This is a genomic window from Bradyrhizobium sp., assembly GCF_050014615.1.
GTDB lineage: Bacteria > Pseudomonadota > Alphaproteobacteria > Rhizobiales > Xanthobacteraceae > Bradyrhizobium.
The window spans coordinates 1-26,261 of the sequence record NZ_JBEKCZ010000108.1 but is presented as its reverse complement, the minus strand read 5'-3'; the positions used below and the strand labels follow the sequence as shown (position 1 = coordinate 26,261).

At 63.1% G+C, this 26,261-nt stretch carries 23 protein-coding genes; 17 read left to right on the top strand and 6 right to left on the bottom strand.

Translation table 11 applies throughout. The annotated features are described in order from the left end of the window. A partial coding sequence (locus tag ABR948_RS17915) for a DUF2927 domain-containing protein (RefSeq protein ID WP_428120262.1) occupies positions 1–734 on the top strand: 734 nt, incomplete at its 5' end. A gap of 41 nt (positions 735–775) precedes the next feature. Here the strand turns inward: ABR948_RS17915 and ABR948_RS17910 are convergent. Next, positions 776–1,948: an isovaleryl-CoA dehydrogenase gene (locus ABR948_RS17910; RefSeq protein WP_428120260.1), complete on the bottom strand. Its 1,173-nt coding sequence runs from the start codon at positions 1,946–1,948 to the stop codon at positions 776–778. 235 nt (positions 1,949–2,183) lie between these two features. Between ABR948_RS17910 and ABR948_RS17905 the strand changes: the two genes are divergently transcribed. The 7 genes from ABR948_RS17905 (at position 2,184) to mdlC (ending at position 10,234) form a co-directional block, all read left to right on the top strand. After that, on the top strand, positions 2,184–3,452 hold the full coding sequence (locus ABR948_RS17905; protein WP_428120258.1) for a cytochrome P450: 1,269 nt from the start codon (positions 2,184–2,186) through the stop codon (positions 3,450–3,452). 22 nt (positions 3,453–3,474) lie between these two features. Then, positions 3,475–4,749 carry a cytochrome P450 gene (locus tag ABR948_RS17900; protein ID WP_428120256.1) on the top strand — a complete coding sequence of 425 codons (1,275 nt, stop codon included), beginning with the start codon at positions 3,475–3,477 and terminating at the stop codon, positions 4,747–4,749. A gap of 126 nt (positions 4,750–4,875) precedes the next feature. Continuing rightward, positions 4,876–5,313 (top strand): PaaI family thioesterase, encoded by a 438-nt coding sequence (locus ABR948_RS17895; RefSeq protein WP_428120254.1) that lies wholly within the window; start codon positions 4,876–4,878, stop codon positions 5,311–5,313. Further along, positions 5,310–6,476 carry an acyl-CoA dehydrogenase family protein gene (locus ABR948_RS17890; RefSeq protein ID WP_428120252.1) on the top strand — a complete coding sequence of 389 codons (1,167 nt, stop codon included), beginning with the start codon at positions 5,310–5,312 and terminating at the stop codon, positions 6,474–6,476. The genes ABR948_RS17895 and ABR948_RS17890 overlap by 4 nt, the downstream gene beginning before the upstream one ends. A gap of 9 nt (positions 6,477–6,485) precedes the next feature. Next, complete coding sequence (locus ABR948_RS17885; protein ID WP_428120250.1) at positions 6,486–7,631, top strand: CaiB/BaiF CoA transferase family protein; 1,146 nt, start codon at positions 6,486–6,488, stop codon at positions 7,629–7,631. Continuing rightward, positions 7,628–8,485: an HTD2 family dehydratase gene (locus tag ABR948_RS17880; protein ID WP_428120248.1), complete on the top strand. Its 858-nt coding sequence runs from the start codon at positions 7,628–7,630 to the stop codon at positions 8,483–8,485. The genes ABR948_RS17885 and ABR948_RS17880 overlap by 4 nt, the downstream gene beginning before the upstream one ends. A gap of 123 nt (positions 8,486–8,608) precedes the next feature. After that, positions 8,609–10,234, top strand: coding sequence for a benzoylformate decarboxylase (gene mdlC, locus ABR948_RS17875; RefSeq protein WP_428120246.1), 1,626 nt, complete (start codon positions 8,609–8,611; stop codon positions 10,232–10,234). A gap of 12 nt (positions 10,235–10,246) precedes the next feature. Here mdlC and ABR948_RS17870 read toward each other — a convergent pair whose 3' ends face one another. Beyond that, positions 10,247–11,044 carry an SDR family NAD(P)-dependent oxidoreductase gene (locus tag ABR948_RS17870; RefSeq protein ID WP_428120268.1) on the bottom strand — a complete coding sequence of 266 codons (798 nt, stop codon included), beginning with the start codon at positions 11,042–11,044 and terminating at the stop codon, positions 10,247–10,249. Positions 11,045–11,133: 89 nt separating this feature from the next. Here ABR948_RS17870 and ABR948_RS17865 point away from each other — a divergent pair, with 89 nt between their 5' ends. Continuing rightward, complete coding sequence (locus tag ABR948_RS17865) at positions 11,134–11,583, top strand: MarR family winged helix-turn-helix transcriptional regulator (RefSeq protein ID WP_428120266.1); 450 nt, start codon at positions 11,134–11,136, stop codon at positions 11,581–11,583. Between the two features lie 49 nt (positions 11,584–11,632). Here ABR948_RS17865 and ABR948_RS17860 read toward each other — a convergent pair whose 3' ends face one another. Then, entirely contained in the window at positions 11,633–12,427 is a 795-nt protein-coding gene (locus ABR948_RS17860) for an SDR family oxidoreductase (RefSeq protein ID WP_428120244.1), read from the bottom strand. Between the two features lie 27 nt (positions 12,428–12,454). Beyond that, complete coding sequence (gene trhA / locus ABR948_RS17855) at positions 12,455–13,150, bottom strand: PAQR family membrane homeostasis protein TrhA (RefSeq protein ID WP_428120242.1); 696 nt, start codon at positions 13,148–13,150, stop codon at positions 12,455–12,457. Positions 13,151–13,319: 169 nt separating this feature from the next. Here trhA and ABR948_RS17850 point away from each other — a divergent pair, with 169 nt between their 5' ends. Together ABR948_RS17850 and ABR948_RS17845 are read left to right on the top strand one after the other, a co-directional pair. Further along, entirely contained in the window at positions 13,320–14,801 is a 1,482-nt protein-coding gene (locus ABR948_RS17850) for a YcjX family GTP-binding protein (protein ID WP_428120240.1), read from the top strand. Next, on the top strand, positions 14,798–15,829 hold the full coding sequence (locus tag ABR948_RS17845) for a YcjF family protein (RefSeq protein WP_428120238.1): 1,032 nt from the start codon (positions 14,798–14,800) through the stop codon (positions 15,827–15,829). Before ABR948_RS17850 ends, ABR948_RS17845 begins: the two co-directional genes overlap by 4 nt. On the opposite strand, the gene ABR948_RS17840 is transcribed toward ABR948_RS17845, so the two are convergent. Further along, positions 15,830–17,356: a glycosyltransferase family 39 protein gene (locus ABR948_RS17840; RefSeq protein WP_428120264.1), complete on the bottom strand. Its 1,527-nt coding sequence runs from the start codon at positions 17,354–17,356 to the stop codon at positions 15,830–15,832. A 243-nt stretch (positions 17,357–17,599) separates the two neighbouring features. Between ABR948_RS17840 and ABR948_RS17835 the strand changes: the two genes are divergently transcribed. Together ABR948_RS17835 and ABR948_RS17830 are read left to right on the top strand one after the other, a co-directional pair. Next, positions 17,600–19,318 carry an adenylate/guanylate cyclase domain-containing protein gene (locus tag ABR948_RS17835; RefSeq protein WP_428120236.1) on the top strand — a complete coding sequence of 573 codons (1,719 nt, stop codon included), beginning with the start codon at positions 17,600–17,602 and terminating at the stop codon, positions 19,316–19,318. A gap of 168 nt (positions 19,319–19,486) precedes the next feature. Beyond that, positions 19,487–19,747: a hypothetical protein gene (locus ABR948_RS17830; protein WP_428120234.1), complete on the top strand. Its 261-nt coding sequence runs from the start codon at positions 19,487–19,489 to the stop codon at positions 19,745–19,747. Between the two features lie 129 nt (positions 19,748–19,876). Here ABR948_RS17830 and ABR948_RS17825 read toward each other — a convergent pair whose 3' ends face one another. Continuing rightward, the gene (locus tag ABR948_RS17825) at positions 19,877–20,203 is read right to left on the bottom strand and encodes a hypothetical protein (RefSeq protein WP_428120232.1); all 327 of its coding nucleotides are present in this window, start codon (positions 20,201–20,203) and stop codon (positions 19,877–19,879) included. A gap of 391 nt (positions 20,204–20,594) precedes the next feature. On the opposite strand from ABR948_RS17825, the gene ABR948_RS17820 reads away from it, so the two are divergent. From ABR948_RS17820 to ABR948_RS17805, 4 genes are all read left to right on the top strand, one after another. Then, a complete protein-coding gene (locus ABR948_RS17820; protein WP_428120230.1) occupies positions 20,595–21,791 on the top strand; it encodes an OpgC domain-containing protein in 1,197 nt (398 codons plus the stop codon). A 333-nt stretch (positions 21,792–22,124) separates the two neighbouring features. Continuing rightward, entirely contained in the window at positions 22,125–22,325 is a 201-nt protein-coding gene (locus ABR948_RS17815) for a cold-shock protein (RefSeq protein WP_029584170.1), read from the top strand. A gap of 340 nt (positions 22,326–22,665) precedes the next feature. Then, complete coding sequence (putA, locus tag ABR948_RS17810; protein ID WP_428120227.1) at positions 22,666–25,758, top strand: bifunctional proline dehydrogenase/L-glutamate gamma-semialdehyde dehydrogenase PutA; 3,093 nt, start codon at positions 22,666–22,668, stop codon at positions 25,756–25,758. Between the two features lie 88 nt (positions 25,759–25,846). Further along, positions 25,847–26,261 (top strand): DUF2726 domain-containing protein (locus tag ABR948_RS17805; RefSeq protein ID WP_428120225.1); only part of this gene is annotated, 415 nt, incomplete at its 3' end.

Below are 26,261 nucleotides of genomic sequence, written 5' to 3'. Positions count from 1 at the left end.
CGCCGGCGCGCGCCGCCGAGAATCCCGCCATCGCCTCGCGCCAGCGTGCCGAGAAGAAGACCTTCACCGACGCCGAGATCATCGACGGATTCTTCAAGACCGCCTTCGGCGCCGAATTCCATCTGGCCGGCCGGGTCGATCGGATCCGGAAATATGTCGGGCCGGTGCGGGTGTTCGCGCAAGGCGCCGGCCGTCCGGATCGCCGGGCGCAACTGGCGAAGGTGGTCGCCGACATCGGCCGGCTAGTCCAGCATCTCGACATCGCCATGGCCGGAACCGCCGACGACGCCAATGTCGTGGTCACGCTGCTGCGCGACCGCGATCTGTTTGGTACCCTGCAGCGCTTCTACGGCGCCGAGCGCGCCCGCGAGATCAGGCGTTCGCTCGACCCGCAATGCCTGTCCGGCTTTCGCAAGAACGAGAGCTCCGAAATCGAGCATTCCGACGTGATTCTCCCCATCGACAAGGGCGATTTCGTCTTCCTCGACTGCGCCTATGAAGAACTGCTGCAGTCGCTGGGGCCGATCAACGATACCAACGCGCTGCCCTGGACCATGTTCAACGACAAGGTGTCGATGGGATTTTTCGACGTCTACGACCAGTATCTGCTGAACATCCTGTATGACCCGCGCATCAAGGCCGGCATGAGCGTCGCGGAGGTCAAGGCGGTGCTGCCCGACGTGCTCGCCGACGTCCGCGTCTGGGTGCGCAAGGTCAATGATTTGGCTGAGTAGTCGTCCCTGCGGACGCAGGGACGACGCGTGGAGAGACTACGCTATTCGGATTTCTCGAACAGCTCGCGGCCGATCAGCATGCGCCGGATTTCGCTGGTGCCGGCGCCGATTTCATAAAGCTTGGCATCGCGCAACAGGCGCCCGGTCGGATAATCGTTGATATAGCCGTTGCCGCCGAGCAGCTGGATCGCATCGAGCGCGCATTGCGTCGCCTTCTCGGAGGCATAGAGAATGGCGCCGGCCGAATCCTCGCGCGTGGTCTCGCCGCGGTCGCAGGCTTTCGCCACCGCATAGACGTAGGCGCGCGACGCATTCATCGTGGTGTACATGTCGGCGATCTTGCCCTGCACCAATTGAAAACTGCCGATCGGCTGGCCGAACTGCTTGCGCTCGTGCACATAGGGCATCACCACATCGAGGCAGGCCTGCATGATCCCGAGCGGTCCCGCCGCCAGCACCGAGCGTTCATAGTCGAGACCCGACATCAGCACGTTGACGCCGCGGCCGACCTCGCCCAGCACGTTCTCCTCCGGCACTTCGCAATTATCGAATACCAGCTCTCCGGTGTCGGAGCCGCGCATGCCGAGCTTGTCGAGCTTTTGCGCGGTGGAAAATCCCTTCATGCCTTTTTCGATGATGAAGGCGGTGATGCCGCGGGAACCCGCGGCGGGATCGGTCTTGGCATACACCACCAGCGTTTCCGCCAGCGGACCATTGGTGATCCACATCTTGGATCCGTTGATGACGTAGCGATCGCCCTTCTTCTCGGCGCGGGTCGACATCGACACCACGTCGGAGCCGGCGCCGGGCTCCGACATCGCCAGCGCGCCGACATGTTCGCCGGAAATCAGCTTGGGCAGGTATTTGCGCTTCTGCGCGTCGTTGCCGTTGCGTCGCAATTGATTGACGCACAGGTTGGAATGCGCGCCGTAGGACAGGCCGACCGCGGCGGAGGCGCGCGAGATTTCCTCCATCGCGATGCAATGCTCGAGATAGCCAAGCCCCGAGCCGCCATATTCCTCCTCGACGGTAATCCCATGCAGGCCAAGCGCGCCGATTTTCGGCCAGAGATCGCGGGGAAACTCGTTGTTCCTGTCGATTTCGGCGGCGCGCGGCGCAATCTCGTGGCTCGAGAAATCATGCACGGTCTCGCGGATGGCATCCGCGGTTTCGCCGAGATCGAAGTTGAACATCCGATGCGCGTTGGGAATCATGGTCGGGCCGCCTCCGGTAAAATCATGCGCTGGTCGCGCGCTTAGCCTTCATCTTTGCGAATAACCTTGTCACGGGCCGCCGCGGCTGAGAAGGGGGCATCCGCCGGGCGGCCGGCGCTGGTGTCCAAAATACGTCAAAACTCTCCCTTGCCCTGACGCGCGCAACGGGATGTAATTCGAAGCAACAACCGTCCTCCGGAATCAACCATGGAGGGAGCTCTCAGGGAGGCGACCGATGCACGGGACCATCGATCTCGATCAGAACCTGCAGCAGGACGCGCGCAAGCGCGCTGATGCGATTCCGCTTGAGCAATTCGATCCCGGCAACCCCGATCTGTTTCGCTCCGATACATTCTGGCCGTATTTCGACCGGCTGCGCCGCGAAGATCCGGTGCATTACTGCAAGGACAGCATGTTCGGGCCGTATTGGTCGGTCACCAAGTACAACGACATCATGGACATCGAGACCAATCATGCGGTGTTCTCGTCGGCGGCAACGCTCGGCGGCATCACCATCCGCGACATCCCCTCCGACCTGCGCCGCGAAAGTTTCATCGCCATGGATCAGCCGCGCCACAGCGCGCAGCGCAAGACCGTGGCGCCGATGTTCACGCCGACCCATCTCGACCAGCTCGCGATCAATATCCGCCAGCGATCGGCGGAATGCCTCGACAATCTGCCCAAGAACGACGTGTTCGACTGGGTCGACCAGGTTTCGATCGAGCTGACCACGCAGATGCTCGCGGTGCTGTTCGATTTCCCCTGGGAGGATCGCCGCAAACTGACGCGCTGGTCCGACATCGCGACCACGCTTCCCGGTCCGGACGGCCTGGTCCCGACCGAAGAAGCCCGGCAGGTCGAACTGATGGAGTGCGCGACCTATTTCGCAAGGCTCTGGAACGAGCGCGTCCAGCAGCCGCCGAAGAGCGACCTGCTGTCGATGATGGCGCACAGCGACGCCACGCGTGACATGGACCCGAAGAATTTCCTCGGCAATCTGATCCTGCTGATCGTCGGTGGCAATGACACCACCCGCAACACCTTGTCGGGCAGTCTCTATGCGCTAAGCAAGAATCCCGGTCAGTACCGGAAGCTGCGCGACAATCCGGCGCTGATCGACAGCTTCGTGCCGGAGGTGATTCGCTGGCAGACGCCGCTGGCGCATATGCGCCGCACCGCGCTCGAGGACGTCGAGTTCCGCGGCAAGCAGATCAGGAAGGGCGACAAGGTGGTGATGTGGTACGTTTCGGGCAACCGCGACGAGGAAGTCATCGATCGTCCCTACGAATTCATCATCGACCGGGCGCGGCCGCGCACCCACCTCTCCTTTGGTTTCGGCATTCACCGCTGCGTCGGGATCCGGCTGGCCGAGCTGCAGCTGAAGATCATCTGGGAAGAAATCCTCAAGCGCTTCGACAATATCGAGGTGGTCGGGGAACCCCGGCGGGTATATTCGAGTTTTGTCAAGGGCTACGAGACGCTGCCGGTGCGGATCGCCGGCTGACTCGTTTTCAGGATAGATCACCATGAACATCCAGACGTCAGTCAGAGCCGACCAACACGGGCTGCAACGCGCCGCGCGCGAAGCCGCCTATGCCATGCCGCTGAAGGATTTCCATCCGGGCGCGCCGCAGCTGTTTCGCAGCGATACGCTGTGGCCGTATTTCGAGCGGCTGCGCAAGGAAGAGCCGGTGCATTACTGCACCAACGCGCCGATCGAACCCTATTGGTCGGTCACCAAATACAACGACATCATGCATGTCGATACCAATCACGGCATCTTCTCTTCGGATGTCAGCCTCGGCGGCATCTCGATCCGGGACGTGCCGCCGGGTTACGACTGGCCGAGCTTCATCGCGATGGACCAGCCGCGGCATTCGCCGCAGCGCAAGACCGTGTCGCCGATGTTCACGCCGGCGCATCTGGACGAACTCGCGATCCTGATCCGCCAGCGCGCCGGAAAGGTGCTCGACGCCTTGCCGCGCAACGAAACCTTCGATTTCGTCGATCGGGTGTCGATCGAGCTGACCACACAGATGCTGGCGACGCTGTTTGATTTTCCCTGGGAAGAGCGCCGCAAGCTGACGCGCTGGTCCGATGTGTCGACCGCGTTGCCGAAAAGCATGATCGTCGAATCGGAGGAACAGCGCCGCGCCGAGATGAACGAATGCGCGGCCTATTTCACCAAGCTCTGGAATGAACGCGTCAATGCCGAGCCGCGAAACGATCTGATCTCGATGATGGCACACAGCGACGCCACGCGGTACATGGACCCGGACAACCTGATGGGCAATATCATCCTGCTGATCGTCGGCGGCAATGACACCACCCGCAACACCATGAGCGGCTCGGTGCTGGCGCTGAACGAAAACCCCGATCAGTATCAGAAGCTGCGCGACAATCCTGATCTGATCGATACCATGGTGCCGGAAGTCATTCGCTGGCAGACGCCGCTGGCGCATATGCGGCGTACCGCGCTGGTCGACACCGAACTGGGCGGCAAGACCATCAAGAAGGGCGACCGCGTGGTGATGTGGTACGTCTCCGGCAATCGCGACGAAGAGGTGATCGAGAGTCCCAACGACTTCATCATCGACCGCGCCCGGCCCCGCACCCATCTGTCGTTCGGCTTCGGCATCCACCGCTGCGTCGGCATGCGGCTCGCCGAACTGCAGTTGAAAATCGTATGGCAGGAGATGCTGAAGCGCTTCGACCGGATCGAAGTGGTGGGCGAGCCGAAGCGGGTGTATTCCAGCTTCGTGCGCGGCATCGAGTCCCTGCCGGTTCGCATTCCAGCGTAACGGTGGGCGCGCTTGCGCTTTGCCTGCCCGCCGTGCAGATATCGCCGGTGAGCCAAGGCGCCGTTGGCGCCGTGCCTGCCATTCGCCGGATCACGAGCCGGATCACACCATGAATAGACCAGCCTCTTGAACACGCCGTTAAATCCACCAAGCCTCGCCGAAGCCATCAATGCCAAGGGCTTCAGCCACGCCGCCGGCTTCCGCATTGTCGCCGTCGCGGCCGGGAGTGCCGAGGTCTCGCTGCCGCGCCGGGATGATCTCCTGCAGTTCTTCGGCCATTTCCACGGTGGGGTCATTACCGCGCTGGCCGATCAGGCCGCCGGTATCGCGGTTACCTCCGGCCTGCCCAAGGGGCGGATCGGGGTCACCGTCGAGATCAAGGTCAATTTCCTCGCTCCCGCCGACGGCAACGAACTTGTCGCCCGCGCCAAAACCCTGAAAATGTCGGGCTCGATCGGCGTCGCCGCCGTCGAGATCTTCACCAGGAAAGACGGCACTGAGACCCTCTGTGCCTTCTGCACCGCCACCATGCGCGCCCTCGATCTGCCAGCCGAGTACCGATGACATCGATAGAACAAGACGAACATGCCGACATCCGCGACGCGGTCGCCAAACTCTGCGCCCAATTCCCCGGTGAATACTGGCGCAAGCTCGATCGCGAGATGGCCTATCCCCAGGCCTTTGTCGATGCGCTGACGCAGGCCGGTTACCTCTCGGTCCTGATCCCCGAGGAATATGGCGGCGCCGGACTGAAACTGTCCGCCGCGGCCGCGATCCTCGAAGAGATCCAGCGCGCCGGATGCAATGGCGGCGGCTGCCACGCCCAGATGTACACCATGGGCACGCTGCTGCGGCACGGCAGCGACGAGCAAAAGGCCAAGTGGCTGCCGAAAGTCGCCAGCGGCGAATTGCGGCTGCAGGCGTTCGGCGTCACCGAGCCGACCAGCGGCACCGACACCTCGTCGCTGAAGACCTTTGCCAGACGCGAAGGCAATGACAGCTATATCGTCAACGGCCAGAAGATCTGGACCAGCCGCGCCGAATATTCCGACCTGATGATCCTGTTGGCGCGCACCACGCCGAAAGAGCAGGCCAAGAAGCGCACCGACGGCCTGTCGGTGTTCATCGTCGACATGAAGGCGGCCAAGGGTAACGGGCTGTCGATCAGCCCGATCCGCACCATGATGAACCACTCCACCACCGAAGTGTTCTTCACGGATTTGCGGGTGCCCGCCGAGAACCTGATCGGCGAGGAAGGCAAGGGCTTTCGCTACATCCTGTCCGGCATGAATGCCGAGCGCATTCTGATCGCGGCGGAATGCGTCGGCGACGCCAAATGGTTCATCGCCAAAGCCTCCGCCTATGCCCGCGACCGCACCGTGTTCGGCCGGCCGATCGGCCAGAATCAGGGCATCCAGTTTCCAATCGCCAAGGCCTATGCGGCGATGCGCGCCGCCGAATTGATGGTCAAGGAAGCCACCCGCAAATACGAGGCCGGCCAGGATTGCGGCGCCGAAGCCAATATGGCCAAGATGCTCGCGGCCGATGCGTCCTGGGAGGCCGCCAATGCCTGCGTGCAGACCCATGGTGGTTTTGGCTTTGCGGAAGAATACGACATCGAACGCAAATTCCGCGAGACCCGGCTCTATCAGGTCGCGCCGATCTCGACCAATCTCATTTTGTCGTACCTTGCCGAGCATGTATTGGGCATGCCCCGCTCCTATTGAGATCAGAACATGCTGCCACTTGAGGGACTGACCGTCATCGCCGTCGAACAGGCGGTCGCCGCCCCGTTCTGCAGTTCGCGGCTGGCCGATGCCGGCGCCCATGTCATCAAGGTGGAGCGGCCTGAGGGCGATTTCGCGCGCGGCTATGATGCCGCGGCCAAGGGACAGAGCAGCTATTTCGTCTGGCTCAACCGCGGCAAGGATTCCGTGGTGATCGACCTCGCCACCAAAGAAGGTCGCGGCCAGCTTGAAGCGCTGATCGCCGGCGCCGACGTGCTGATCCAGAATCTCAAGCCGGGCTCGATGGACAAATTGGGCTTCGCGCTGGAGCGCCTGAAAAAGGATTACCCGGCGCTGATCTCCTGCACCATCTCCGGCTACGGCGACGGTGGCCCCTATGCCGACCGCAAGGCCTATGATCTGCTGATCCAGGCCGAAAGCGGATTGGCCTCGATCACCGGCGGCCCGGACGGGCCCTCGCGGGTCGGATTGTCGATCGTCGATATCGCCACCGGCGCCACGGCGCATGCCGCGATTCTCGAAGCTTTGATCGCGCGCTCGCGCAGCGGCAAGGGCGCCGACATCCGCATTTCGATGTTCGACGTGATGGCCGACTGGCTGGCGGTGCCGCTGCTCAACTCGGAAGCCGGCAATCCGCCGCAGCGGATGGGCCTCGCCCATCCCTCGATCGCACCCTATGGCGTGTTTCGATCGAAAGACGGCAAGGACATCCTGATTTCGATCCAGAGCGAGCGCGAATGGAAGAAATTATGCGCCGACGTGCTGGGTCAGCCCGACCTGCCCAACGATGTCAGATTTGCCAACATGGTCGAGCGCGTTCGCAATCGCCACCTGACCGACACCACCGTCGGCAACAGCTTTGCGACCATGACGCGCGACGAGCTCTTGAAGCGCCTGTCGGACGCCGACATTGCCTTCGCCGAGGTCAACACCATGGCGGATCTCGCGCGGCACCCGCATCTGCGCCGCATCGAGGTCGATACGCCCAGGGGACCGGTGACCTATCCGGCCCCCGCCGCCATTGTCGTCGACCAGCCGCGTCATTATGGCGCCGTGCCCGCGATCGGCGAGCAACCCTCCGGGACGTCCAAGCGTTCCCCAAAAACATCGAGTAAAACAACGAGCCAGCCATGACGGAAGCCATCGATGTCAATCATCTGCGGCAATGGATCGGCCGCACCGAGGAAAAAACCGACGTCGTCACCGCACACCTGGTGGCGGGATTGCGCTCGGTGTTGTTTCTCGACGTCGGCAAACCCCGGGAGGGCGACGCCGCGCCGTTCACCGCGCATTGGTGCCTGACGCTTCCGGTGGTGCCGATGTCGGAAGTCGGCCCCGACGGCCACCCCACCCGCGGCGGCTTCCTGCCGCCGGTGCCGTTGCCGCGCCGGATGTGGGCCGGCGGCGAGATCAGCTTCATCGAGCCGCTGCGCGTCGGCGACGTCGTGACGCGCAGTTCGACGATCAAGGAACTAAACCTGAAGTCCGGCAGCACCGGTTTGCTATGCTTCGTCTCGGTCGACCATGTCTTCAGCACCTCGCGCGGCGTCGCGACGCGCGAGCGCCATGACATCGTCTATCGCGAGATGCCCGCCGCCGGACAGAATGCCACGCCGGCAAAGCCGCCGGCCACGCCGGCTATCGCCGAGCATTCCGAACGGCATCTCGCCGATCCGGTGCTGCTGTTTCGCTATTCGGCGCTGACCTTCAACGGCCATCGCATCCATTACGACCGCGATTACGTCACCAAGGTGGAAGGCTATCCCGGCCTGATCGTCCATGGCCCGCTGCAGGCGGCGCTGCTGATTGAACTGGCGGCGAAGCTGCATGGCGGCAAGGCGCCCGCGACGTTTGTGTATCGCGGGCTGCAACCGCTGTTCGATGGCAGCGAGTTCAGCGTCAATGCCAATGAAATCTCGACCGGGCTCGATTTGTGGACCGCCAACGCCAAGGGCGAACCGACCATGCGGGGCACCGCTTCATGGTGAGCTTTAGCCCGTCATTCCGGGGCGATGCAAAGCATCGAACTCCGATGTGCAATTGCACATCGGAGAATCTCGAGCTTCCGGGTCTGGTGCTATCGCACCATCCCGGAATGACGGAGTAAACAATTGTCCCGCACGCCCCCCAAAACCAGCACCGCCTCCGTCAGCGTCAAACACGCCACGCTCGATCTGCTGCGATCGTTCGGCATCAAGAAAGTGTTCGGCAATCCCGGCTCGACCGAATTGCCGTTCCTGAGCGACTGGCCCGACGATATCGACTATGTGCTGGGCCTGCAGGAAGCCTCGGTGATCGGAATGGCCGATGGCTATGCCCAGGCCACCCGCAACGCCGGCTTCGTCAACCTGCATTCCGCCGCCGGCGTCGGCAACGCGCTCGGCAATGTCTACACCGCGCACCGCAACCAGACCCCGCTGGTGATCACCGCCGGCCAGCAGGCGCGCAGCATCCTGCCGCTGCAGGCCTTTCTCTATGCCGAGCGCGCCTCGGAGTTTCCGCGGCCCTACGTCAAATTCTCGATCGAGCCGGCGCGGGCCGAAGATGTTCCCTCCGCGATCGCGCGCGCCTATTATGTGGCGATGCAGCCGCCGTGCGGACCAACTTTTGTATCGGTGCCGATCGACGACTGGACCCATCAAACGCAAGCCATAGAAGCCCGCAGCGTCAGCCGGGACATCGGCCCCGATCCCGACGCGATCAGGACGCTGGTGGCGGCATTGTCGGCGAGCCAGCGCCCTGCTTTCGTGGTCGGCCCCGGCGTCGATCGCGCGCAGGCGGTCGAGCTGATGGTGCGCCTTGCCGAGACAACGCGCGCCGCGGTCTGGGCCAGTCCTTTTTCGGCGCGCTGCAGTTTTCCGGAACGGCATCCGCAATTCGCTGGCTTCCTGCATGCCTCGCCGGCGCAGCTCTCGGACGCGCTGCGCGGTCATGATCTGGTGGCGGTGATCGGCGCGCCGGTCTTTACCTTTCATGTCGAAGGCCACGCCTCGATCTTCGACGGTACAACCACGATCTTCCAGATCACCGACGATCCGACCGCGGCCGCGGCGACACCGGTCGGCACCAGCATCATCGCCACCATGAAGCCGGCGCTGACCCTGTTGCTGGAGCTATTGCCTCAGACCAAGCGTGCAATGCCGGCGGCCCGGGTGTTGCCATCAGCTCCCGTCGGGGGCGATCCGATACCGGTTGAATTCCTGCTGCACACGCTCTCGTCGGCCATGCCCGACGGCGCCGTGATGGTGGAGGAGGCGCCCTCGCATCGTCCGGCGATGCAAAAATTCATGCCGATGCGCGGACAGGACAGTTTTTACACCATGGCGAGCGGCGGACTTGGCTTTAGCCTGCCGGCCGCGGTCGGCATGGCGCTGGGACGCCCCGGCATCAGGACGGTCTGCCTGATCGGCGACGGATCGGCGATGTATTCGATCCAGGCGCTGTGGACCGCGGCGCAGCGCCAGCTGCCGCTCACCATCGTGGTGATCAACAATGCCGGCTACGGCGCGATGCGCTCGTTCAGCCAGGTGATGCAGGTGCGCAATGTCCCCGGCCTCGATCTGCCCGGCATCGACTTTGTGAAGATCGCACAGGGGCTTGGCTGCGACGCGGTGCGCGTCAGCAAGGCCTCGGAGCTCGCGCCCGCGCTCACGCGCGCGCTCGCCCATGACGGCACCAGCCTGGTCGAAGTGATCGTGGACTCCTCGGTGCCGCTGCTCTATGCGAAGAAGAAGTAAGGACTCATCTCCTCAGGAAGCCAAAAAGCCCCCATCTGCCGCCAGCACGTGTCCGACCACATAGGACGCGGCGTCGGAAAGCAGCCAGACAACCGCTTCTGCGACTTCCTCGGCGTTACCCATCCGCCGCAGCGGCAACCCTGCCGCGACGCTCGATAGATCTCCAACACCCGAGCGCATCATCATGTCGGTGATGACGCGCCCCGGGGCGATCGCATTGATCCGGACGCCGCGCGGCGCCGCCTCCATCGCCGCCGAGCGCATCAGGGAGATCACCGCCGCCTTGGAGGCGGAATAGAGCGATAATCCGGAGTTCGGATTTCTGATGCCGCTGACGGAGGCATTGACCACGATCCTGCCCTGCCCGCGCGCGAACATGACCGGGAGCTGATGGCGAAGGCACAGGAAGACGGAGCGCACATTGGTGTCGAATACGTCATCGTAAACCTCGTTGCGCTGCGCTTCGAGCGGCGCGCGCCGTTCCTGGAAGCCGGCATTGTTGAATGCGACGTCGAGCCCGTGATGGCGTTCCACCACGGTGGCGATGAGACGTTCGACCTCATCCTCACGCGTGACATCGGTCCGCAGCGCAAGCGATGCCGCGCCCAAGGCCCGGCACTCGGCGGCGGTCGATTCAATCTCGGCCTCGCGCCGGCCGGCGATCACGACCGCCGCCGCTCCCTCCCGGGCCATCTTCAACGCGGCCGCACGTCCGATGCCGCTGCCGCCGCCGGTCACAAGGCAGACTTTTCCTTTCATGCGATCCGCGGGCGCGGACAGGAATCCGTCGGTCGGCAAAGCCTCGCTTATCACGCCCAACTCCCGGGTCACGGCCGCATGCGACGTTGCACGGGCTAATAGTTGTATGATACAACTATTAGCCCGGAGTCAAGATGACTGTGATCGACCTGCCTCTCATTGACGATATTCGCACCGCTTCGCGGCAGATGGTTCGTGAGCTCGGCTTCATGGAAGCGACCCTCGCTGCGACCGACTACCCGCCATCGGCCGTGCATACCATGGTGGAAATCGGCGCCCGCGGCCCGATGACCTCAGCGCAAATCGCCGAATTCCTGCATCTCGAGAAATCGAGCGTCAGCCGCATGGTCCACAAGCTGATCGAGTGCGGCGAACTGAGAGAGACATCCGTTGCGCAGGACGCCCGGTTTAAGCCGCTATCGCTGACCGCACAGGGACGGCGCACACTGGCTGCGATTGAGGACTTCGCGCGACGGCAGGTTTCAAGTGCACTGGCGCGACTGACCGAAACCGAGCGCCGGACCGTGCGCGAAGGATTAGTTGTTTACGCGCGCGCGCTGAGGGCGGATCGCGTCGCCGAAGCGGATTGAGCGCAGCCGATCGCTTGACCGCCATGGCGAGCCAATGGATCAAGCCCCGTCACTTCCCGTAGGCTTCCCGCATCCTGGCCTGAATCTTCGCCATGCCCGCTATCCAGCGATCGTAATTCTCGGTCTTGTTTCGCATGTAACCGAGCACTTGCGGATGCGGCAAAATGACGAAGGTTTCCTGCTCCAGACCGGCCAGCGCATCCTTCGCCACCTGCTCGGGGCTGATATCGCCGTCGCCGGATTGCGGGCCCTTCGGGATCGACCGCAGCATGTTGGTGTCGACACCCTGCGGACAAAGTATCGAAACCTTGATGCCGTCGGCCCGGTGCGAGATCGCGAGATTCTCGGCAAATCCCACCGCGGCGTGTTTGGTGGTCGAATAGGCCGGGCTGCCGACCTGCGACAACAGACCGGCGGCGGAAATCGTGTTGAGGAAATAGCCGCCGCCGCGCGCCTTCATGCGCGGGACCAGATGCCGCGCGGCGTAGACATGCGCCATGACGTGGATGGCCCAGCTCTTCGCCCACGGCTCGTCGGAGCTGCCGCCGGCATTCTCCGACATCGGATCGAACCCGCCGATGATGCCGGCATTGGAGCAGAACAGCGCGATCGGGCCGAATTGCCGCTCGGTCTCCTCGATGACATGGCGGATGTCCTGCTCCTGCCCGACATCGCATTTGAAGGCCGCGCCGTGAACCGAAGCCGCGACCGCTTCCGCCCCGGCCAGATCGAGATCGGCGACCACGACCTTCGCGGCCCCGGCGCGATGAAAGGCCTCGCACAGCGCCCGGCCGATGCCGCTGGCGCCGCCGGTGACAACCACGATCTTGTCATTCACCTGCATCGCCAGACCTGTTGTGTGAAATCAGCTTCAGGCCAGAACCAGATCGAGCACGGCGGTATAATGGCAGGCCGCGCCCAGGAGCACAAAGCTGTGCCAGATCACGTTCTGGAAGCGAAGCCGATGCCATGCGTGAAAGATAATCCCGAAACTATAGAGAAAGCCTCCGGCAATGATGAACCATAGCGCCAGCTGCGGCAACGAGGACAGGCCGGCATCGTAGGCGATCAGCCCGCTCCAGCCCATCGCCAGATAGAGACCCACCGCCAACCTGTCGAAGCGTCCCGGGAAAAACAGTTTCAGCACGATCCCGACCGCGGCCACGCTCCAGACGCCGGCCAACAGCGACATCGCAAACACGCGGTCCTGCAATTGGGCAAACACCGGCGTATAGGTCGCGGCGATCAGAATGTAGATCGCGGAATGATCGAAGCGGCGCAGCAGCCATTTGCGCCGCGACACCGGCCACAGATTATAGGCGGCCGAGAATCCCAGCATCGCCAGCAGGCCCGCGGCGTAGACTGACACCGTGACGATTTCATAGGCGGAGGCGAATACGGCGGCCAGCACGATTAGTACGGTGGCGGCGATCAAGCCGCTCAACACGCCGATCCCGTGCACGATGCCGTCGGCGATCAGTTCGGCCCGATCGTAATTCCAGCGGATGGCGCCAGCCGCCGCATGGGCCGAGGTCGAGGCGAGTTGCTTCAGTCGAAAGATGGTCATGATGGCCCGGCAAGCATCGAAATGGCGCTACAAGATAACGCCAGGAGGTCAATGAACCATAAAACCCCAATAGCGTCCTTAATGTGAAACTTGATTTTGGGGGGCAAATCGCCACCTTTCGGTTAGTTCTGCAGCTAATTGTCCCTGTAAATCGAGTTTTTCACCCCGCATGGCCCTCCGTTTTTCCGATATCGTCGAGGAAGCGCGCCTGACGGTGCGAGCACTCACAGACTATGGCGACCACTTTTTCAATCCGACAGTGCGGCTTGGCGTCACCGGGCTGTCGCGCGCCGGCAAGACCGTCTTCATCACCGCGCTGATTCATGGCCTCACCCGCGGCGGCCGCTTTCCGGTGTTCGAGCCGTTCGCGACCGGCAGGATCGCACGCGCCCGGCTTGAGCCGCAGCCGGACGATGCGGTGCCGCGTTTCGACTATGAGAACCATGTCCGCACCCTGATCGACGCGCGGCGCTGGCCGAACTCCACGGTCGATATCAGCGAGCTACGGCTCGTGATCGACTACCAGCGGCAGAACGGCGCCGACCGCACGCTGACGCTCGATATCGTCGACTATCCCGGCGAATGGCTGCTCGATCTGCCGCTGCTCAACAAGAGTTACCAGCAATGGTCGCAGGAAAGTCTCGCGCTGTCGCGCGAGCAGCCTCGCGCGAAGCTCGCCGCGTCCTGGCACGCGCAGTTGGCGACGCTCAATGCCGAAGGCCGCGAAGACGAACAGGCCGCGCTGTCGGCGGCGCGGCTGTTCACCGATTATCTGCGCGCCTGCCGCGACGAGCGCTTCGCGATGAGCCTGCTGCCGCCCGGCCGTTTCCTGATGCCGGGCAATCTCGCGGGCTCCCCGGCGCTGACCTTCGCGCCGCTCGATCTGTCCCAGAACAACTTGGAAGACAGCGTGGCGCCGGAGGGATCGCTGTGGGCGATGATGGTCCGGCGTTACGAGGCCTATAAGGACGTGGTGGTCCGGCCGTTCTTCAGGGATCATTTCTCGAGACTGGATCGCCAGATCGTGCTGGTCGATGCGCTCGCGGCGTTCAACGCCGGGCCGGAGGCGCTGGCCGACCTCGAGGCGGCGCTGGCGGGAATCCTGGACTGCTTTCGGATCGGCCGCAGCACGCTGTTCAGCGCGCTGTTCAGGCCGAAGATCGACCGGATATTATTTGCCGCCACCAAGGCCGATCATTTGCATCATTCAAGCCATGATCGTCTCGAGGCAGTGTTGCGGCGCGCCGTCGCCAGCGCGGTCGCAAGGGCGCAGGACACCGGCGCCAATATCGACGTGGTCGCCCTGGCCGCGGTCCGCGCCACCCGCGAGGCGACGGTGGCGCGCGGCCGCGAAAAACTGCCCTCGATTCTCGGCACGCCGGCGTCAGGCGAGATCGCCAATGGCGAGACCTTCGACGGCAATACCGAGGTCGCGACCTTTCCGGGCGATCTGCCTGATAATCCCGAGCAATTGTTCAACGGCGAAACCGCGTTTCGTGGCCTCTCCAGCGCCGCGGCCGAAAAAGCCGACTTTCGCTTTCTGCGTTTCCGGCCGCCGCAGCTCGAGAATGAGGGACCGGATGGCCCCGCGCTGCCTCACATCCGCCTTGACCGCGCCCTCCAGTTCCTGATCGGAGACAAATTGCAATGAGCGAGCGCCCTCAGCATCGGCGGCCGGCGACCTTCAAGCTCGACGATCCCGGCGTGATCGTGATGGATCCGGATGACACCAGCCGTCCATCCCGCGGTACGGTCCATGTCACGCCGGAAACCGACCCCGCGCTGCTGCCGGTCCCGGTCGAGGCGCCGATCCTCCCGATCCAACGCGGATTCCGCTGGGGCGCGGTGTTCTGGACCGCGATCGCGGGCCTGGTGCTGCTCGGCACCGGGCTTGGTATCGCGCATCTGATCGAGGACCTGTTCGCGCGCAGCGAGAGCCTCGGCTGGCTCGGACTGGGGTTCGCGTTCGCCGCCGCGCTGGCGCTGGCCGTCGTGATCGCGCGCGAGGCGCTCGGGCTGGCGCGTCTGGCCACCATCGAGAAGCTGCATCAGCGCGCGGCGATGGTGCTGCTGAGCGATGATCGCCCCGAGAGCCGCGCGATCCTGCAGGATCTGCTGAAGCTGGCCCACCAGAATCCGCAGCTGGCGCGCGCCCGCGCCACGCTGACAGGCCACGCCGACGATATCATCGACGGCGCCGACCTCATTCGCCTTGCGGAACGAGAACTGATGACACCGCTCGATCAGGAGGCGCGCCGCCTGATTTCGTCGGCGGCGCAACGGGTCTCGATCGTCACCGCCGTCAGTCCGCGCGCCGTGGTCGACGTGCTGTTCGTATTCGCCGCGTCGCTGCGCCTGATCCGGCAATTGGCGCGGCTCTACGGCGGACGGCCGGGCGCGCTCGGCATGATCCGGCTGATGCGTCATGTCATCGCCCATATCGCCATCACCGGCGGCATGGCGGCGAGTGACAGCCTGATCCAGCAGGTGCTCGGCCATGGTCTCGCGGCAAAATTGTCGCAGCGGCTCGGCGAAGGCGTTCTCAATGGCCTGCTCACCGCGCGGCTTGGCCTTGCCGCCATCGACGTCACCCGCCCGCTGCCGTTCACCGCTTTGCCGCGGCCGGCGCTCGGCGATCTCGCCAAGGACCTGCTGCTCAAGCGCGACGCTGAGGGGTGATTATCGAACCGAGGCTGTCATGACGAAGCTTTGGCCATCCCGCGGCATTTCCACCTCGCCCGCCAGCACCCGCCATTTATAGAGCGGCGAATCCGGCGGCGGCGAGAGTTCCGGCGTCCAGCCGGTCAGTTTTTCCAGCGCATAGGTATCCATCACGCTGCCGCGCCAGCTGCGTTGGACCCGTTCCAGCGGCTCCCTGATCGCCGTCGTCGAAGCCCAGAATGGATTGGAGCTGCGATTGTCGGGCTCGCGTCCGACATAGAGGCCGGCGTGACCCTTGATCAAATCCATACCGGGGTCGCGAAAGCCGAGATAGCGCCCGCGCTCGTTGATCTGGATCACCGGCACGCGATCTGCGAAAAACCATCGCAACATGGCGTAGGTCCGGTAGTCCGTGGTCGCGATCCAGGTCGCGCCGGTGTTCTGCAATTCGACCTGCGCGCGGTTCACGACCTGCTCGTAATTCGCTTCTCCGCCGACCGGGTCCGCGCTGCCGATGAAGTTCCACGGCGTCACGACATAATAGAAAAAAACCACCACCACAAAGGCGATACCGGAGGCAATCGCCGCGACCGACCACGACACCGCCGATCTGATCATCGCCGCCGGCCGGCCCTCGCGCTGCAGCATGGTGATATTGATGGCGGCGGCGGCAAATCCGACCGGCCACATGAACATCGGCCAGGTGTCGCCGACCCGCAGCGTCAGCGATCGCCAGAAGAAATAGCCGAACGGAACGATCACGCAGGTCGACAGCAAAATGGCTGTCGCATCGGACCGGCGATAGCCCCGCCATGCCGTCAGCGCGAGCGCCGACAATACCACCGGAAGCGAGATGAATCCGACCAGCCCGAACTGCAGGCCGATGAAATCGCCCACGGTGCGAAGCGACCATCCATGGGTCGCGGTCGCGCGCACGAACTGGAATCGGAACGACGCCCAGTCATGCCCGGCATTCCAGATCAGGACCGGCGTGAACAGCGCTACCGCGATCAGCGCCGCTGCCCAAGGATAAGGGCTGCGCAGCCAGCGCCAGCGCCAGTCCGGCACCAGCATGAATGCCAGCAAGGCCGGGATCAGCATCACCGCGGTGAATTTCGACAGCAGCGCCAGCCCGCCGAACGCGCCCGCGGCCAGCCACCAGCGCGCATCGTTGCTTTCCCAAAGCCGGACCAGCGCCCATACCATGGCGGTGGCAAACGGGATCAGCGCGACATCCGGCGAGACCTTGGCCATCAGCAGGCCGTAATAGAGCGCCGCTTCCGGCAACAGCAGGACGATCACCACCGCGCGCAGGTCATGCGTCACGCGCCGGACCATATCGGCAAGCAGCAGTTGGGTGACCAGCATCGCCAGGATGCCGGCAAACCGGACCCCGAGATTGGTATCGCCGAATATCGCAGTGCCGAAACGAATGAACCAGGCGATCATCGGCGGGTGATCGAGGAAGCAGAGCACATTCTCCTTCGACCAGGTCCAGTAATAGGCCTCGTCGGTACGCAGATCGATCAGGCTTGCGTAAGTCATCCGCAACGCCGTCAGCGCCGCGATCAGCGCGGCTACGGCAAGCAATGGCCGAAGCGCAGAACTGGCCGGCTTGGGGAGGCTGCAATCGGGCGCTGCAATCGTCACGAGGCTTTCTCCTCGACTCGCCGGGAGGTGTCAACTTAAGACGTTTTAACCGTCTTGATCGTCGGCCCCTTAATCCCCGATGGGCTGAGGAAAGATGGTCGCTCGCGGAATTAAAATTGTATTATTCGACGGAATCGCATGACCGAACACTCCCGGGTCGACTACGGAAAATTCATTCGCGGCATCAGCGCCCGTCAGGTCCGTCTCGGCTGCGGGCTGGTGCTGTTTACCTATCTGGTCAGCCATTTCCTCAACCACGCGCTCGGCAATATTTCGCTGGAAGCCCTTGCCGTCGGCGTGCATTACCACATCCTGTTCTGGCAATTTCCCCCGGTCGGGATGGTGTTTTACGGCGCCGCACTGACTCACGCCGGTCTCGGGATCTGGGCGCTCTATCAGCGCCGGCAATTTCACTGGAAGGCCATGGAGCCGCTGCAGCTCCTGCTCGGTTTGAGCATCCCGGCGCTGGTCATCGCCCACCTTGTCGGCGTTCGGGTCGCTCAGGCGCTTTTCGGAATAGAAAAGCTCTACCCGCAGGTGTTTTACGCGGATTGGGTGGTCGCGCGGCCCAAAATGTGGCTGCTGCTTGCGCTCCTGATCGTCGCCTGGATTCACGGCTGCATCGGGCTTTATTTCTGGCTGCGGATGAAGGCGTTCTTCAAACGCACTGCACCATTTTGGCTTGCCGCGGCGGTGCTGGTTCCGACGCTGGCGATGCTCGGTCTCTATCAGGGCGGCCGGACCATCGTCCGGGAAGGCGCCAGCGCCGAATGGAGGACGGCAAATCTTTCGCAGCGCAATGTCGGCACGCCGGCCGAACAAGCCATGCTGGACAACATCGTGGGCTATTTCATGATCGGCTATCTCGGCCTGATCGGATTGGCCCTGGTGGCACGCGGCGCGCGCGCCCTCAACGAACGCCGCCGCGGCATGATCACGCTGTCCTACGGCAATGGCAGGACCATACGGGTGCCGAAAGGCCTCAGCGTGCTCGAGGCGAGCCTGCGCCACCGGGTCCCGCATGCCAGCGTCTGCGGCGGGCGCGCCCGCTGCTCCACCTGCCGCATTCGCGTGATCGGGGACTGCACATCGCTGCCGGAACCCTCCCAGCGGGAGAGCTTCGTGCTCGACCGCGTCGGGACCGATTCAGATCCGGCGATCCGCCTCGCCTGCCAGCTCAGGCCCGAGGCCGATCTGTCGTTCTTCCAGATATTTCTGCCGCATACCGCCGCCAGCGGCACGTCGGCGCCTTCGCACATCGGCGAGGAGCGCTATCTCGTCATCATGTTCGTCGATATGCGCAGTTCGACCAGGCTCGCGGAGAACCGGTTGCCGTTCGACACCGTCTTCATCGTCAACCGTTTCCTGGCCGCGGTATCGCAGGCCGTGATCGAATGCGGCGGCCAGCCCAACCAGTTTCTCGGTGATGGACAATTGGCGCTGTTCGGTCTTCGCACCAACCGGCAACACGCCTGCCAGCAGGCGCTCAAGGCCGCAGCCATGATCGGCGCCAATGTCGCCGAGTTGAATCAATTTCTCAAACACGATCTGCGCGAGCCGATCCGCTTCGGCATCGGCATTCACGGCGGCGAAGTGATCGTCGGCGACATCGGTTACCGCGATCACATGGTATTCACCGCGCTCGGCGACGCGGTCAATGTCGCGGCAAGACTGCAGGACATGACCAAGAACCTCGGATGCGAGGCCATCGTCTCGGAAGAGGTTCGCAAGACCGCCGGCTATCCGGCCGACGCTCTGCCGCAGCAGGAAGTCGAAATCCGCGGCCGCAGCGAACCGATGATGGTCCGCATTGTCGCGAGCACGCAGACGCTGTCGGCGCTGACCGAAGCGGTCTAGCGCCGGCACGGCGTCGATGTGTGACGTAGCACACACCTGAACAGCCATTCAGCAAATTGTCCCGAACCCCGCTCCTGGGCCGTGCGACTGATGTGCGATGGGTAGGACTGAAACGATCAACCCGCGCCAAGAAATACATTTCAAGGCGCACATTTGAGGAGAACGACCATGTTACGCAAACTCACTCTCGCACTTGTCGCCGCAGCTTCCCTCAGCGCCGTGGCGCTGGCTCCCTCCGCCGCTTCCGCCCACATGGGTTTCGGTGGCTTCGGTGGCTTCCACCACTTCGGTGGCTTCCATGGCTTCCACCACTTCGGTGGTGTCGGCTACGTCGGTGGCGTCGGCTATGACGACGGCGGATGCTATGTGACGCGCCGCGTGTTCACCCCGTACGGCTATCGCCTGCGCACCTTCAACATCTGCGAGTGATCCGGACGTTGCCTGAATCAAAAAAACCTGAATCAAAAAACTCCGGCCGCCTTGTGGGTGACCGGAGTTTCTTTTTTCTGTCGGCAGGTTTGCTACCTACAAATGTGCCTGCAAATGTGCCGGCGGCTGTTAGTTACCGGTACCGTAGCCAGGGCCGTTGTCGTAGCCAGGACCGTTGTCGTAACCGTTGTAGTAGCCATAGGAATCGCCGTAGTCAGGGGCGCCATAGTAACCATAAGCTCCACCCAGCACCGCGCCTCCGATCAGGCCTGCCGCAATCCCGGGGCCGACGCCGCCGCCACGATAGCCACCACCGCGAGAGCCGCCGCCCGCGAAATGAGCGCCGCCACCACCATGGAAACCTGCGCCCCCATGACCGCCGGCTGCGAGTGCCGGCGATGCCGCCGCAAGTGCAACTGCGAGACAAATCGCGCCTAAAGTTTTGAATTTCGTCATATCATTCCTCCATCGATCAATTGAACATGGAGGAGCAACGGGACGCTGGCCCGGTTGTTCCGAACAAATCCCGACATGACGAAGCTTTCATCTCGGCGCGGATAGCCGAGCCTAAGCCGATCGCAAGCGAGCCAGGCCAATTGTTCCCGAATTAACGATTGCGATGACGATCGCAATGCTTCCTCGCATGGCTGCGTTGCGCATCAGGCGTCGATGCGGGGGGCACGTTAAGATTTCGATTGCCATAATCATCCAAATCAACGCACACGAGGCGCGGTAACGCGCGACTCACGTAAAGTCTATTGGGGTTGTAAACCCGCCTGCATTATATGGGTTGTATTCACCGGAAGCTTGATTCCGACGACATTTTCCGAACTACGAAACAACTGCCATGAATATTAAAGCCCATCTCGCGCCAAACGCGCGCGACGTCAGACTCGATCTGTTTCTTGGAATTGCGAACTGGTCGCTGTTTCTGGATCACATTCCCCACGACATTGTGAGCTGGATCACCATCAGGAATTTCGGATTCAGCGGCGCTGCCGATGCGTTCATATTCATCGCCGGCTATAGCGCATCGATCGCCTACGCCCCCATCATGCTGGAGCGCGGCACGGTCGTCGGCGCAACCAGGGTGTTCAAGCGCGCGTGGCAGCTCTACGCCGCCTATATCGTCCTGTTCGCGATCTATATTGTCACGATCGGGGACGTCGCGGCACGATACGCCGCGCCCGACATCTTCTACGAATTCAACATCGCAGGATTGGTCGACCAGCCGATCCGCATCATCGGTCACGGGCTGCTGCTGCAATCCAGGGCGCTGAACCTCGACGCGCTGCAACTCTACGTGCTGTTGATGGCGTGCTTCCCCTTGGTGCTGTGGATGTTGCTGCGCAAGCCCGGCCTGACGATGGCCGGATCCGTCGCGCTCTATGTTGCCGCGCGCCAATTCGAATGGAGCTTGTCGTCCTATCCCGATGGCGTCTGGCTTTTCAATCCGTTCTGCTGGCAACTGCTTTTTGTGTTTGGCGCCTGGTGCGCGCGCGGCGGCATCGGGCAACGCTGGTCCGCCCTCAAGTCGCCGATCCCCGCTGTTCTCGGAATCGCCTATCTGGCCTTTGCGCTTGTGATGACGATGGCGGGGCGTTTCCCGGAATTCGGAAACATGTTCCCAGGCTGGTTGTTCGACCTGTTCAATCCCAACGACAGGACAAATCTCGCGCCCTATCGCGTTTTGCATTTCGTCGTCATCGCATTCCTGGTGACGCGGTTGCTGTCGAAGGACTGGCGCGGACTGCGATGGCCGGTCCTGCAGCCGCTCATCATCTGCGGCCAGCAATCGCTTTCGGTGTTTTGCGTCGGCGTCTTCCTGTCCTTTGCCGGCCGTCTTGCCTTGATGACGAGTTCGGGTTCGCTGCCGGCACAGATTTCCGTGAGCGTTCTCGGCCTCGCCATCCTGACCCTCGTCGCCTGTTACATCTCATGGTCGAAGCGACAGGATCGCCCATTTTCAGGCCCGGCATTTCGAAAGCCGTCGCTGGAGGTCGCCGACCGGGCCTTATTGGCCGGCGATCGCTATCCCGGATAGCATCGCTATCCCGGATAGCTGTCCGGGATCGCGGCGCGTCGGCCGATGCGCTTCAGCGTCCCACGATCCCCGATTTTGACTCTAAATTGAGCCATCGGGCCGCCATCGGCGGGACCGGAATACCCGCGCTTCCCCAGCGCCGGACAAGCTAAATGATCGCGAAACAGGCAAAAACTGTAAATGCGCCGCGATAATGATCGTTTTCCGCCAGAATCCTGATGTCGTTTGAGCTATCAAGCGCGCCCCATACCGCGTATCGTGCGCCCATCGGACATGCCGGTGTGCGGGGACCGGCAGTTCGCTTTCGTTTTTTGATCCCGCGGAGACGACGTGATGGCTAAAGGTACTGTGAAGTGGTTCAACGCGACCAAGGGTTTTGGATTCATCCAGCCCTCGAGCGGCGGCAAGGATGTTTTTGTTCATATTTCGGCGGTCGAGAAAGCTGGCCTTTCCTCGCTCAACGAAGGACAGACGGTCGAATACGAAGAAGTTGCTAATCGTGGCAAGACCTCTGCCGAGAACCTCAAGGTTTGATGCGAGAGCGCGGTCGATAGCGGCGCACTCTCGGACGCAATCCGGGAGTGGGGCTTCCAACAAGATCTCAAAAAACAAAACTCAACTGGCAAGAGTGGAAACCGCTCTTGCACATATTTGAATCGGCGCAGAACGCGCTGGTTCGACCTCTTGATTATTTTGTCGATTATTTTGATCCATTTCACACCTGTCATGACATCCGACGGCGGCAACGCGCCGCGCGGCATGGTTTTGCGCGCGGTTCGAATTATCAACAGCGCATAATTCCCGCGCCAAACCGGTGATACCCTCAGGCCGCGCCCGGGCGTAAGCTTTGGCGGATCATGCGCCAGGGCATGCCATGAAATCCGATCCCGCCTCCGTACCGCGGTTCACCGCACCCTACGCGCCGGACGACCGCGCGATAGCGGCCCGGCTGCTTGCGACCGCGAACTTCAGCGCGGAACAGGACCAGCGGATCGACCGCACCGCCACGCGCCTGATCGGCGCTATTCGCGCCAACGACGACCGGCTCGGCGGTGTCGAGGACATGCTGCGCGAGTTCGCGCTGTCCACCAAGGAGGGCCTCGCGCTGATGGTGCTCGCGGAGGCGCTGCTGCGGGTACCCGACGCCCGCACCGCCGACCGGTTCATCGAGGACAGACTCGGCGAAGGCGACTTCGTGCACCACGAGACCAAATCCAGCGCGTTCCTGGTCAATGCGTCGGCCTGGGCGCTGGGGATGTCGGCGCGCGTGATTCAGCCGGGCGAGACCCCGCAAGGCACGATCGGGCGGCTGGCGAAACGTCTGGGCGTTCCGGCGGTACGCGCCGCGACACGGCAGGCCATGCGGCTGATGGGAAGCCACTTTGTGCTCGGCGAAACCATCGAAGCCGCGCTGGCGCGCGCGGAGGCGCATTCGAAGGGAGCCGCGCGCTATTCCTTCGACATGCTCGGCGAAGGCGCGCGCACCGCGGCCGATGCAACGCGCTATTTCAATTCCTACGCCAGCGCGATCGAGGCCATCGGCCGCGCCGCCGGCGAACGGCCACTGCCCGACCGGCCCGGCATCTCCGTCAAACTCTCGGCCCTGCATCCGCGGTTCGAGGCGCTGGGACGACAGCGGGTCATGACGGAGCTGGTGCCGCGGCTGGTCGATCTGGCACGCCGGGCCCGGGCCCATGATCTGAATTTCACGGTCGATGCCGAGGAAGCCGACCGGCTGGAACTGTCGCTGGAGGTGATCGCCGCCGCGCTCGGTGACGCATCGCTCAACGGCTGGGACGGTTTTGGATTGGCGATACAGGCCTATCAGAAGCGCGCCAGTGAAGTGATCGACCATATCGATGCGCTCTCGCGCGCGCTGAACCGACGCATGATGATTCGCCTTGTCAAAGGCGCCTATTGGGACACCGAGATCAAGCGCGCGCAGGAGCGCGGCCTTGACGGCTATCCGGTGTTCAGCCGCAAGGCGATGACCGACCTCAATTACGTGGCCTGCGCGCGACAGATGCTGGCGTTGCGGCCCAATATTTTCCCGCAATTTGCGACCCACAATGCGCTGACGGTCGCGACGGTTCTCGAACTGGCTGGCAGTGAAGATGGATTCGAGTTCCAGCGCCTGCACGGCATGGGCGAGGCGCTCTATGCGCAATTGGGCAAAGATCATCCGAAACTGGCCTGCCGGACCTATGCACCGGTCGGCAGTCACCGCGATCTCCTGGCCTATCTGGTGCGGCGCCTCCTGGAAAACGGCGCCAATTCCTCCTTCGTGGCGCTCGCGGCCGATGACACCGTGCCGGTCGCAACGCTGCTGCGGCGCCCGGCCGAGATCATCGGCAGCGCCGAAAACGCCTTGCATCCCAACATCCGCCTGCCCCGCGACCTCTATCGACCGCAACGGCAAAACTCGCGCGGCATCGAAATCGGCGAGCGCAGGGCATTGGACCAATTGCTGGCCGCGATATCAGCGGAAACCGCCCCGGTTGCGGCCGCACCTGTCGTCAACGGCCAGACTGGCAGCGGCGAAGCGCGGCCCATCATCAGCCCGATCGACCAGACCATGGTGGCTGGGAGCGTCGTCGATGCGACGCCGGACGATGTGACCCCGGCGATGGCGGCCGCGCGCGAAGGCTTCAAGGGCTGGAGCCGAACGCCTGCGCAGACGCGCGCGGAAATTCTGGAGCAAGCCGCGGACCTGCTGGAGCACCGCGCCGCGCGTTTCATCGCGCTGTTGCAACGCGAGGGCGGCAAGACCCTCGATGACGCGCTTTCGGAAGTCCGCGAGGCCGTCGATTTCTGCCGCTATTATGCCGCGCAAGGCCGCGAGCTGTTCGGCGCGGAACAAACCATGCCGGGCCCGACCGGCGAGAGCAATGTGCTGCGGCTGCGCGGCCGCGGCGTCTTCATCGCGATATCGCCGTGGAACTTCCCGCTGGCGATTTTTCTGGGGCAGGTCACCGCGGCGCTGATGGCCGGCAACGCGGTAGTAGCAAAACCCGCCGAACAGACACCGTTGATCGCGGCGCAGGCTATTGCGCTGCTGCATGAGGCCGGCGTGCCTGCCTCCGCGCTGCATCTGTTGCCCGGCGATGGCCGTATCGGCGCGGCCCTGATCGCCCATCCCGACGTTGCGGGCGTCGTTTTCACCGGCTCGACCGAGGTCGCGCGATCGATCAACCGCGCGCTGGCCGCCAAGGATGGCCCGATCGTGCCGCTGATCGCCGAAACCGGCGGCATCAATGCGATGATCGTCGACGCCACCGCATTACCCGAGCAGGTCGCCGACGATGTCGTGACCTCGGCGTTTCGCTCCGCCGGCCAGCGCTGCTCGGCGCTGCGCCTGCTGTTCGTTCAGGACGACGTCGCCAACCGCATGATCGAGATGATCGCGGGCGCCGCGCGCGAACTCGCGATCGGCGATGTCCGCGATCCCGCGATTCAGATCGGACCTGTGATCGACGCCGACGCCAAACAGCGGCTCGAGGCGCATATCGCGCAGATGAAAAACGACGCCCGCGTGCATTTCGCAGGTATCGCGCCGTCAGGCCAATATGTGGCGCCGCATATTTTTGAGCTGTCCGACGCCGGTCAGCTGACGCAGGAAATATTCGGCCCGGTGCTGCATGTGGTGCGCTACGGCGCCGAGCAGCTCGGTCGCGTACTGCAATCGATCGAACGCTCCGGCTACGGGCTGACGCTCGGCCTTCACTCGCGGATCGACGATACAATCGAGGCCGTGGCCGACCGGCTTTCGACCGGCAATATCTATGTCAATCGCAGCATGATCGGGGCGGTGGTCGGCGTGCAGCCGTTCGGCGGCCATGGCCTGTCGGGCACCGGCCCCAAGGCCGGCGGCCCGCACTACCTCACACGCTTTGCGACCGAGCAGACCATTACCGTCAATACCGCCGCCGCCGGCGGCAATGCGGCACTGATGACGGATGTAGAATAGCTCGTGATGCCGCGGCGCCCTATTCCCAATTCGGGTGAGAAAAGCTCCTACACTCGCTATAATGCTCCGGTATGATCGGGAGTTGGCCGTGGCACCATTCAAGAGGCTTGTGAATCGGCAAGAGGAGAAGGCGCATGGCGAACTGAAGAGTGTCGCTGACGATTACGGCTATGTCGTCTATTTAAAGGTACGCGTGGCGGACGTGCTGCCGATTGAAAATAGCGGGATTACGCAGGAGCAATACACCTATGCGCTGAAGGCGCATTTCGATTTTGTGGCCTGTGACGGCGACTATAATCCGGTGTTCGTGGTCGAATTTGATGGCCCCTCCCACCAGGCGAACGTTCAGCGATTGCGGGACAGCATGAAGGACGGCTTATGCAAGCGGTTCGATATGCCGATCCTGCGCATAAACACTAATCATCTCGTTCAGAAGTATAACAAGGCGAGCCTCTTGCGGTGGATTGTGTCCGCATGGGAATTGCAGAAGTCGTTCGACGAGG

What these genes read in the sequence shown, in the direction of transcription:
- ABR948_RS17910 (WP_428120260.1), bottom strand. Translation starts at nt 1,948, where the DNA reads ATGATTCCCAACGCGCATCGGATGTTCAACTTCGATCTCGGCGAAACC.
- ABR948_RS17905 (WP_428120258.1), top strand. Translation starts at nt 2,184, where the DNA reads ATGCACGGGACCATCGATCTCGATCAGAACCTGCAGCAGGACGCGCGC.
- ABR948_RS17900 (WP_428120256.1), top strand. Translation starts at nt 3,475, where the DNA reads ATGAACATCCAGACGTCAGTCAGAGCCGACCAACACGGGCTGCAACGC.
- ABR948_RS17890 (WP_428120252.1), top strand. Translation starts at nt 5,310, where the DNA reads ATGACATCGATAGAACAAGACGAACATGCCGACATCCGCGACGCGGTC.
- ABR948_RS17885 (WP_428120250.1), top strand. Translation starts at nt 6,486, where the DNA reads ATGCTGCCACTTGAGGGACTGACCGTCATCGCCGTCGAACAGGCGGTC.
- ABR948_RS17880 (WP_428120248.1), top strand. Translation starts at nt 7,628, where the DNA reads ATGACGGAAGCCATCGATGTCAATCATCTGCGGCAATGGATCGGCCGC.
- ABR948_RS17860 (WP_428120244.1), bottom strand. Translation starts at nt 12,427, where the DNA reads ATGCAGGTGAATGACAAGATCGTGGTTGTCACCGGCGGCGCCAGCGGC.
- trhA (WP_428120242.1), bottom strand. Translation starts at nt 13,150, where the DNA reads ATGACCATCTTTCGACTGAAGCAACTCGCCTCGACCTCGGCCCATGCG.
- ABR948_RS17850 (WP_428120240.1), top strand. Translation starts at nt 13,320, where the DNA reads ATGGCCCTCCGTTTTTCCGATATCGTCGAGGAAGCGCGCCTGACGGTG.
- ABR948_RS17845 (WP_428120238.1), top strand. Translation starts at nt 14,798, where the DNA reads ATGAGCGAGCGCCCTCAGCATCGGCGGCCGGCGACCTTCAAGCTCGAC.
- ABR948_RS17840 (WP_428120264.1), bottom strand. Translation starts at nt 17,356, where the DNA reads ATGACTTACGCAAGCCTGATCGATCTGCGTACCGACGAGGCCTATTAC.
- ABR948_RS17835 (WP_428120236.1), top strand. Translation starts at nt 17,600, where the DNA reads ATGACCGAACACTCCCGGGTCGACTACGGAAAATTCATTCGCGGCATC.
- ABR948_RS17830 (WP_428120234.1), top strand. Translation starts at nt 19,487, where the DNA reads ATGTTACGCAAACTCACTCTCGCACTTGTCGCCGCAGCTTCCCTCAGC.
- ABR948_RS17825 (WP_428120232.1), bottom strand. Translation starts at nt 20,203, where the DNA reads ATGACGAAATTCAAAACTTTAGGCGCGATTTGTCTCGCAGTTGCACTT.
- ABR948_RS17820 (WP_428120230.1), top strand. Translation starts at nt 20,595, where the DNA reads ATGAATATTAAAGCCCATCTCGCGCCAAACGCGCGCGACGTCAGACTC.
- ABR948_RS17815 (WP_029584170.1), top strand. Translation starts at nt 22,125, where the DNA reads ATGGCTAAAGGTACTGTGAAGTGGTTCAACGCGACCAAGGGTTTTGGA.
- putA (WP_428120227.1), top strand. Translation starts at nt 22,666, where the DNA reads ATGAAATCCGATCCCGCCTCCGTACCGCGGTTCACCGCACCCTACGCG.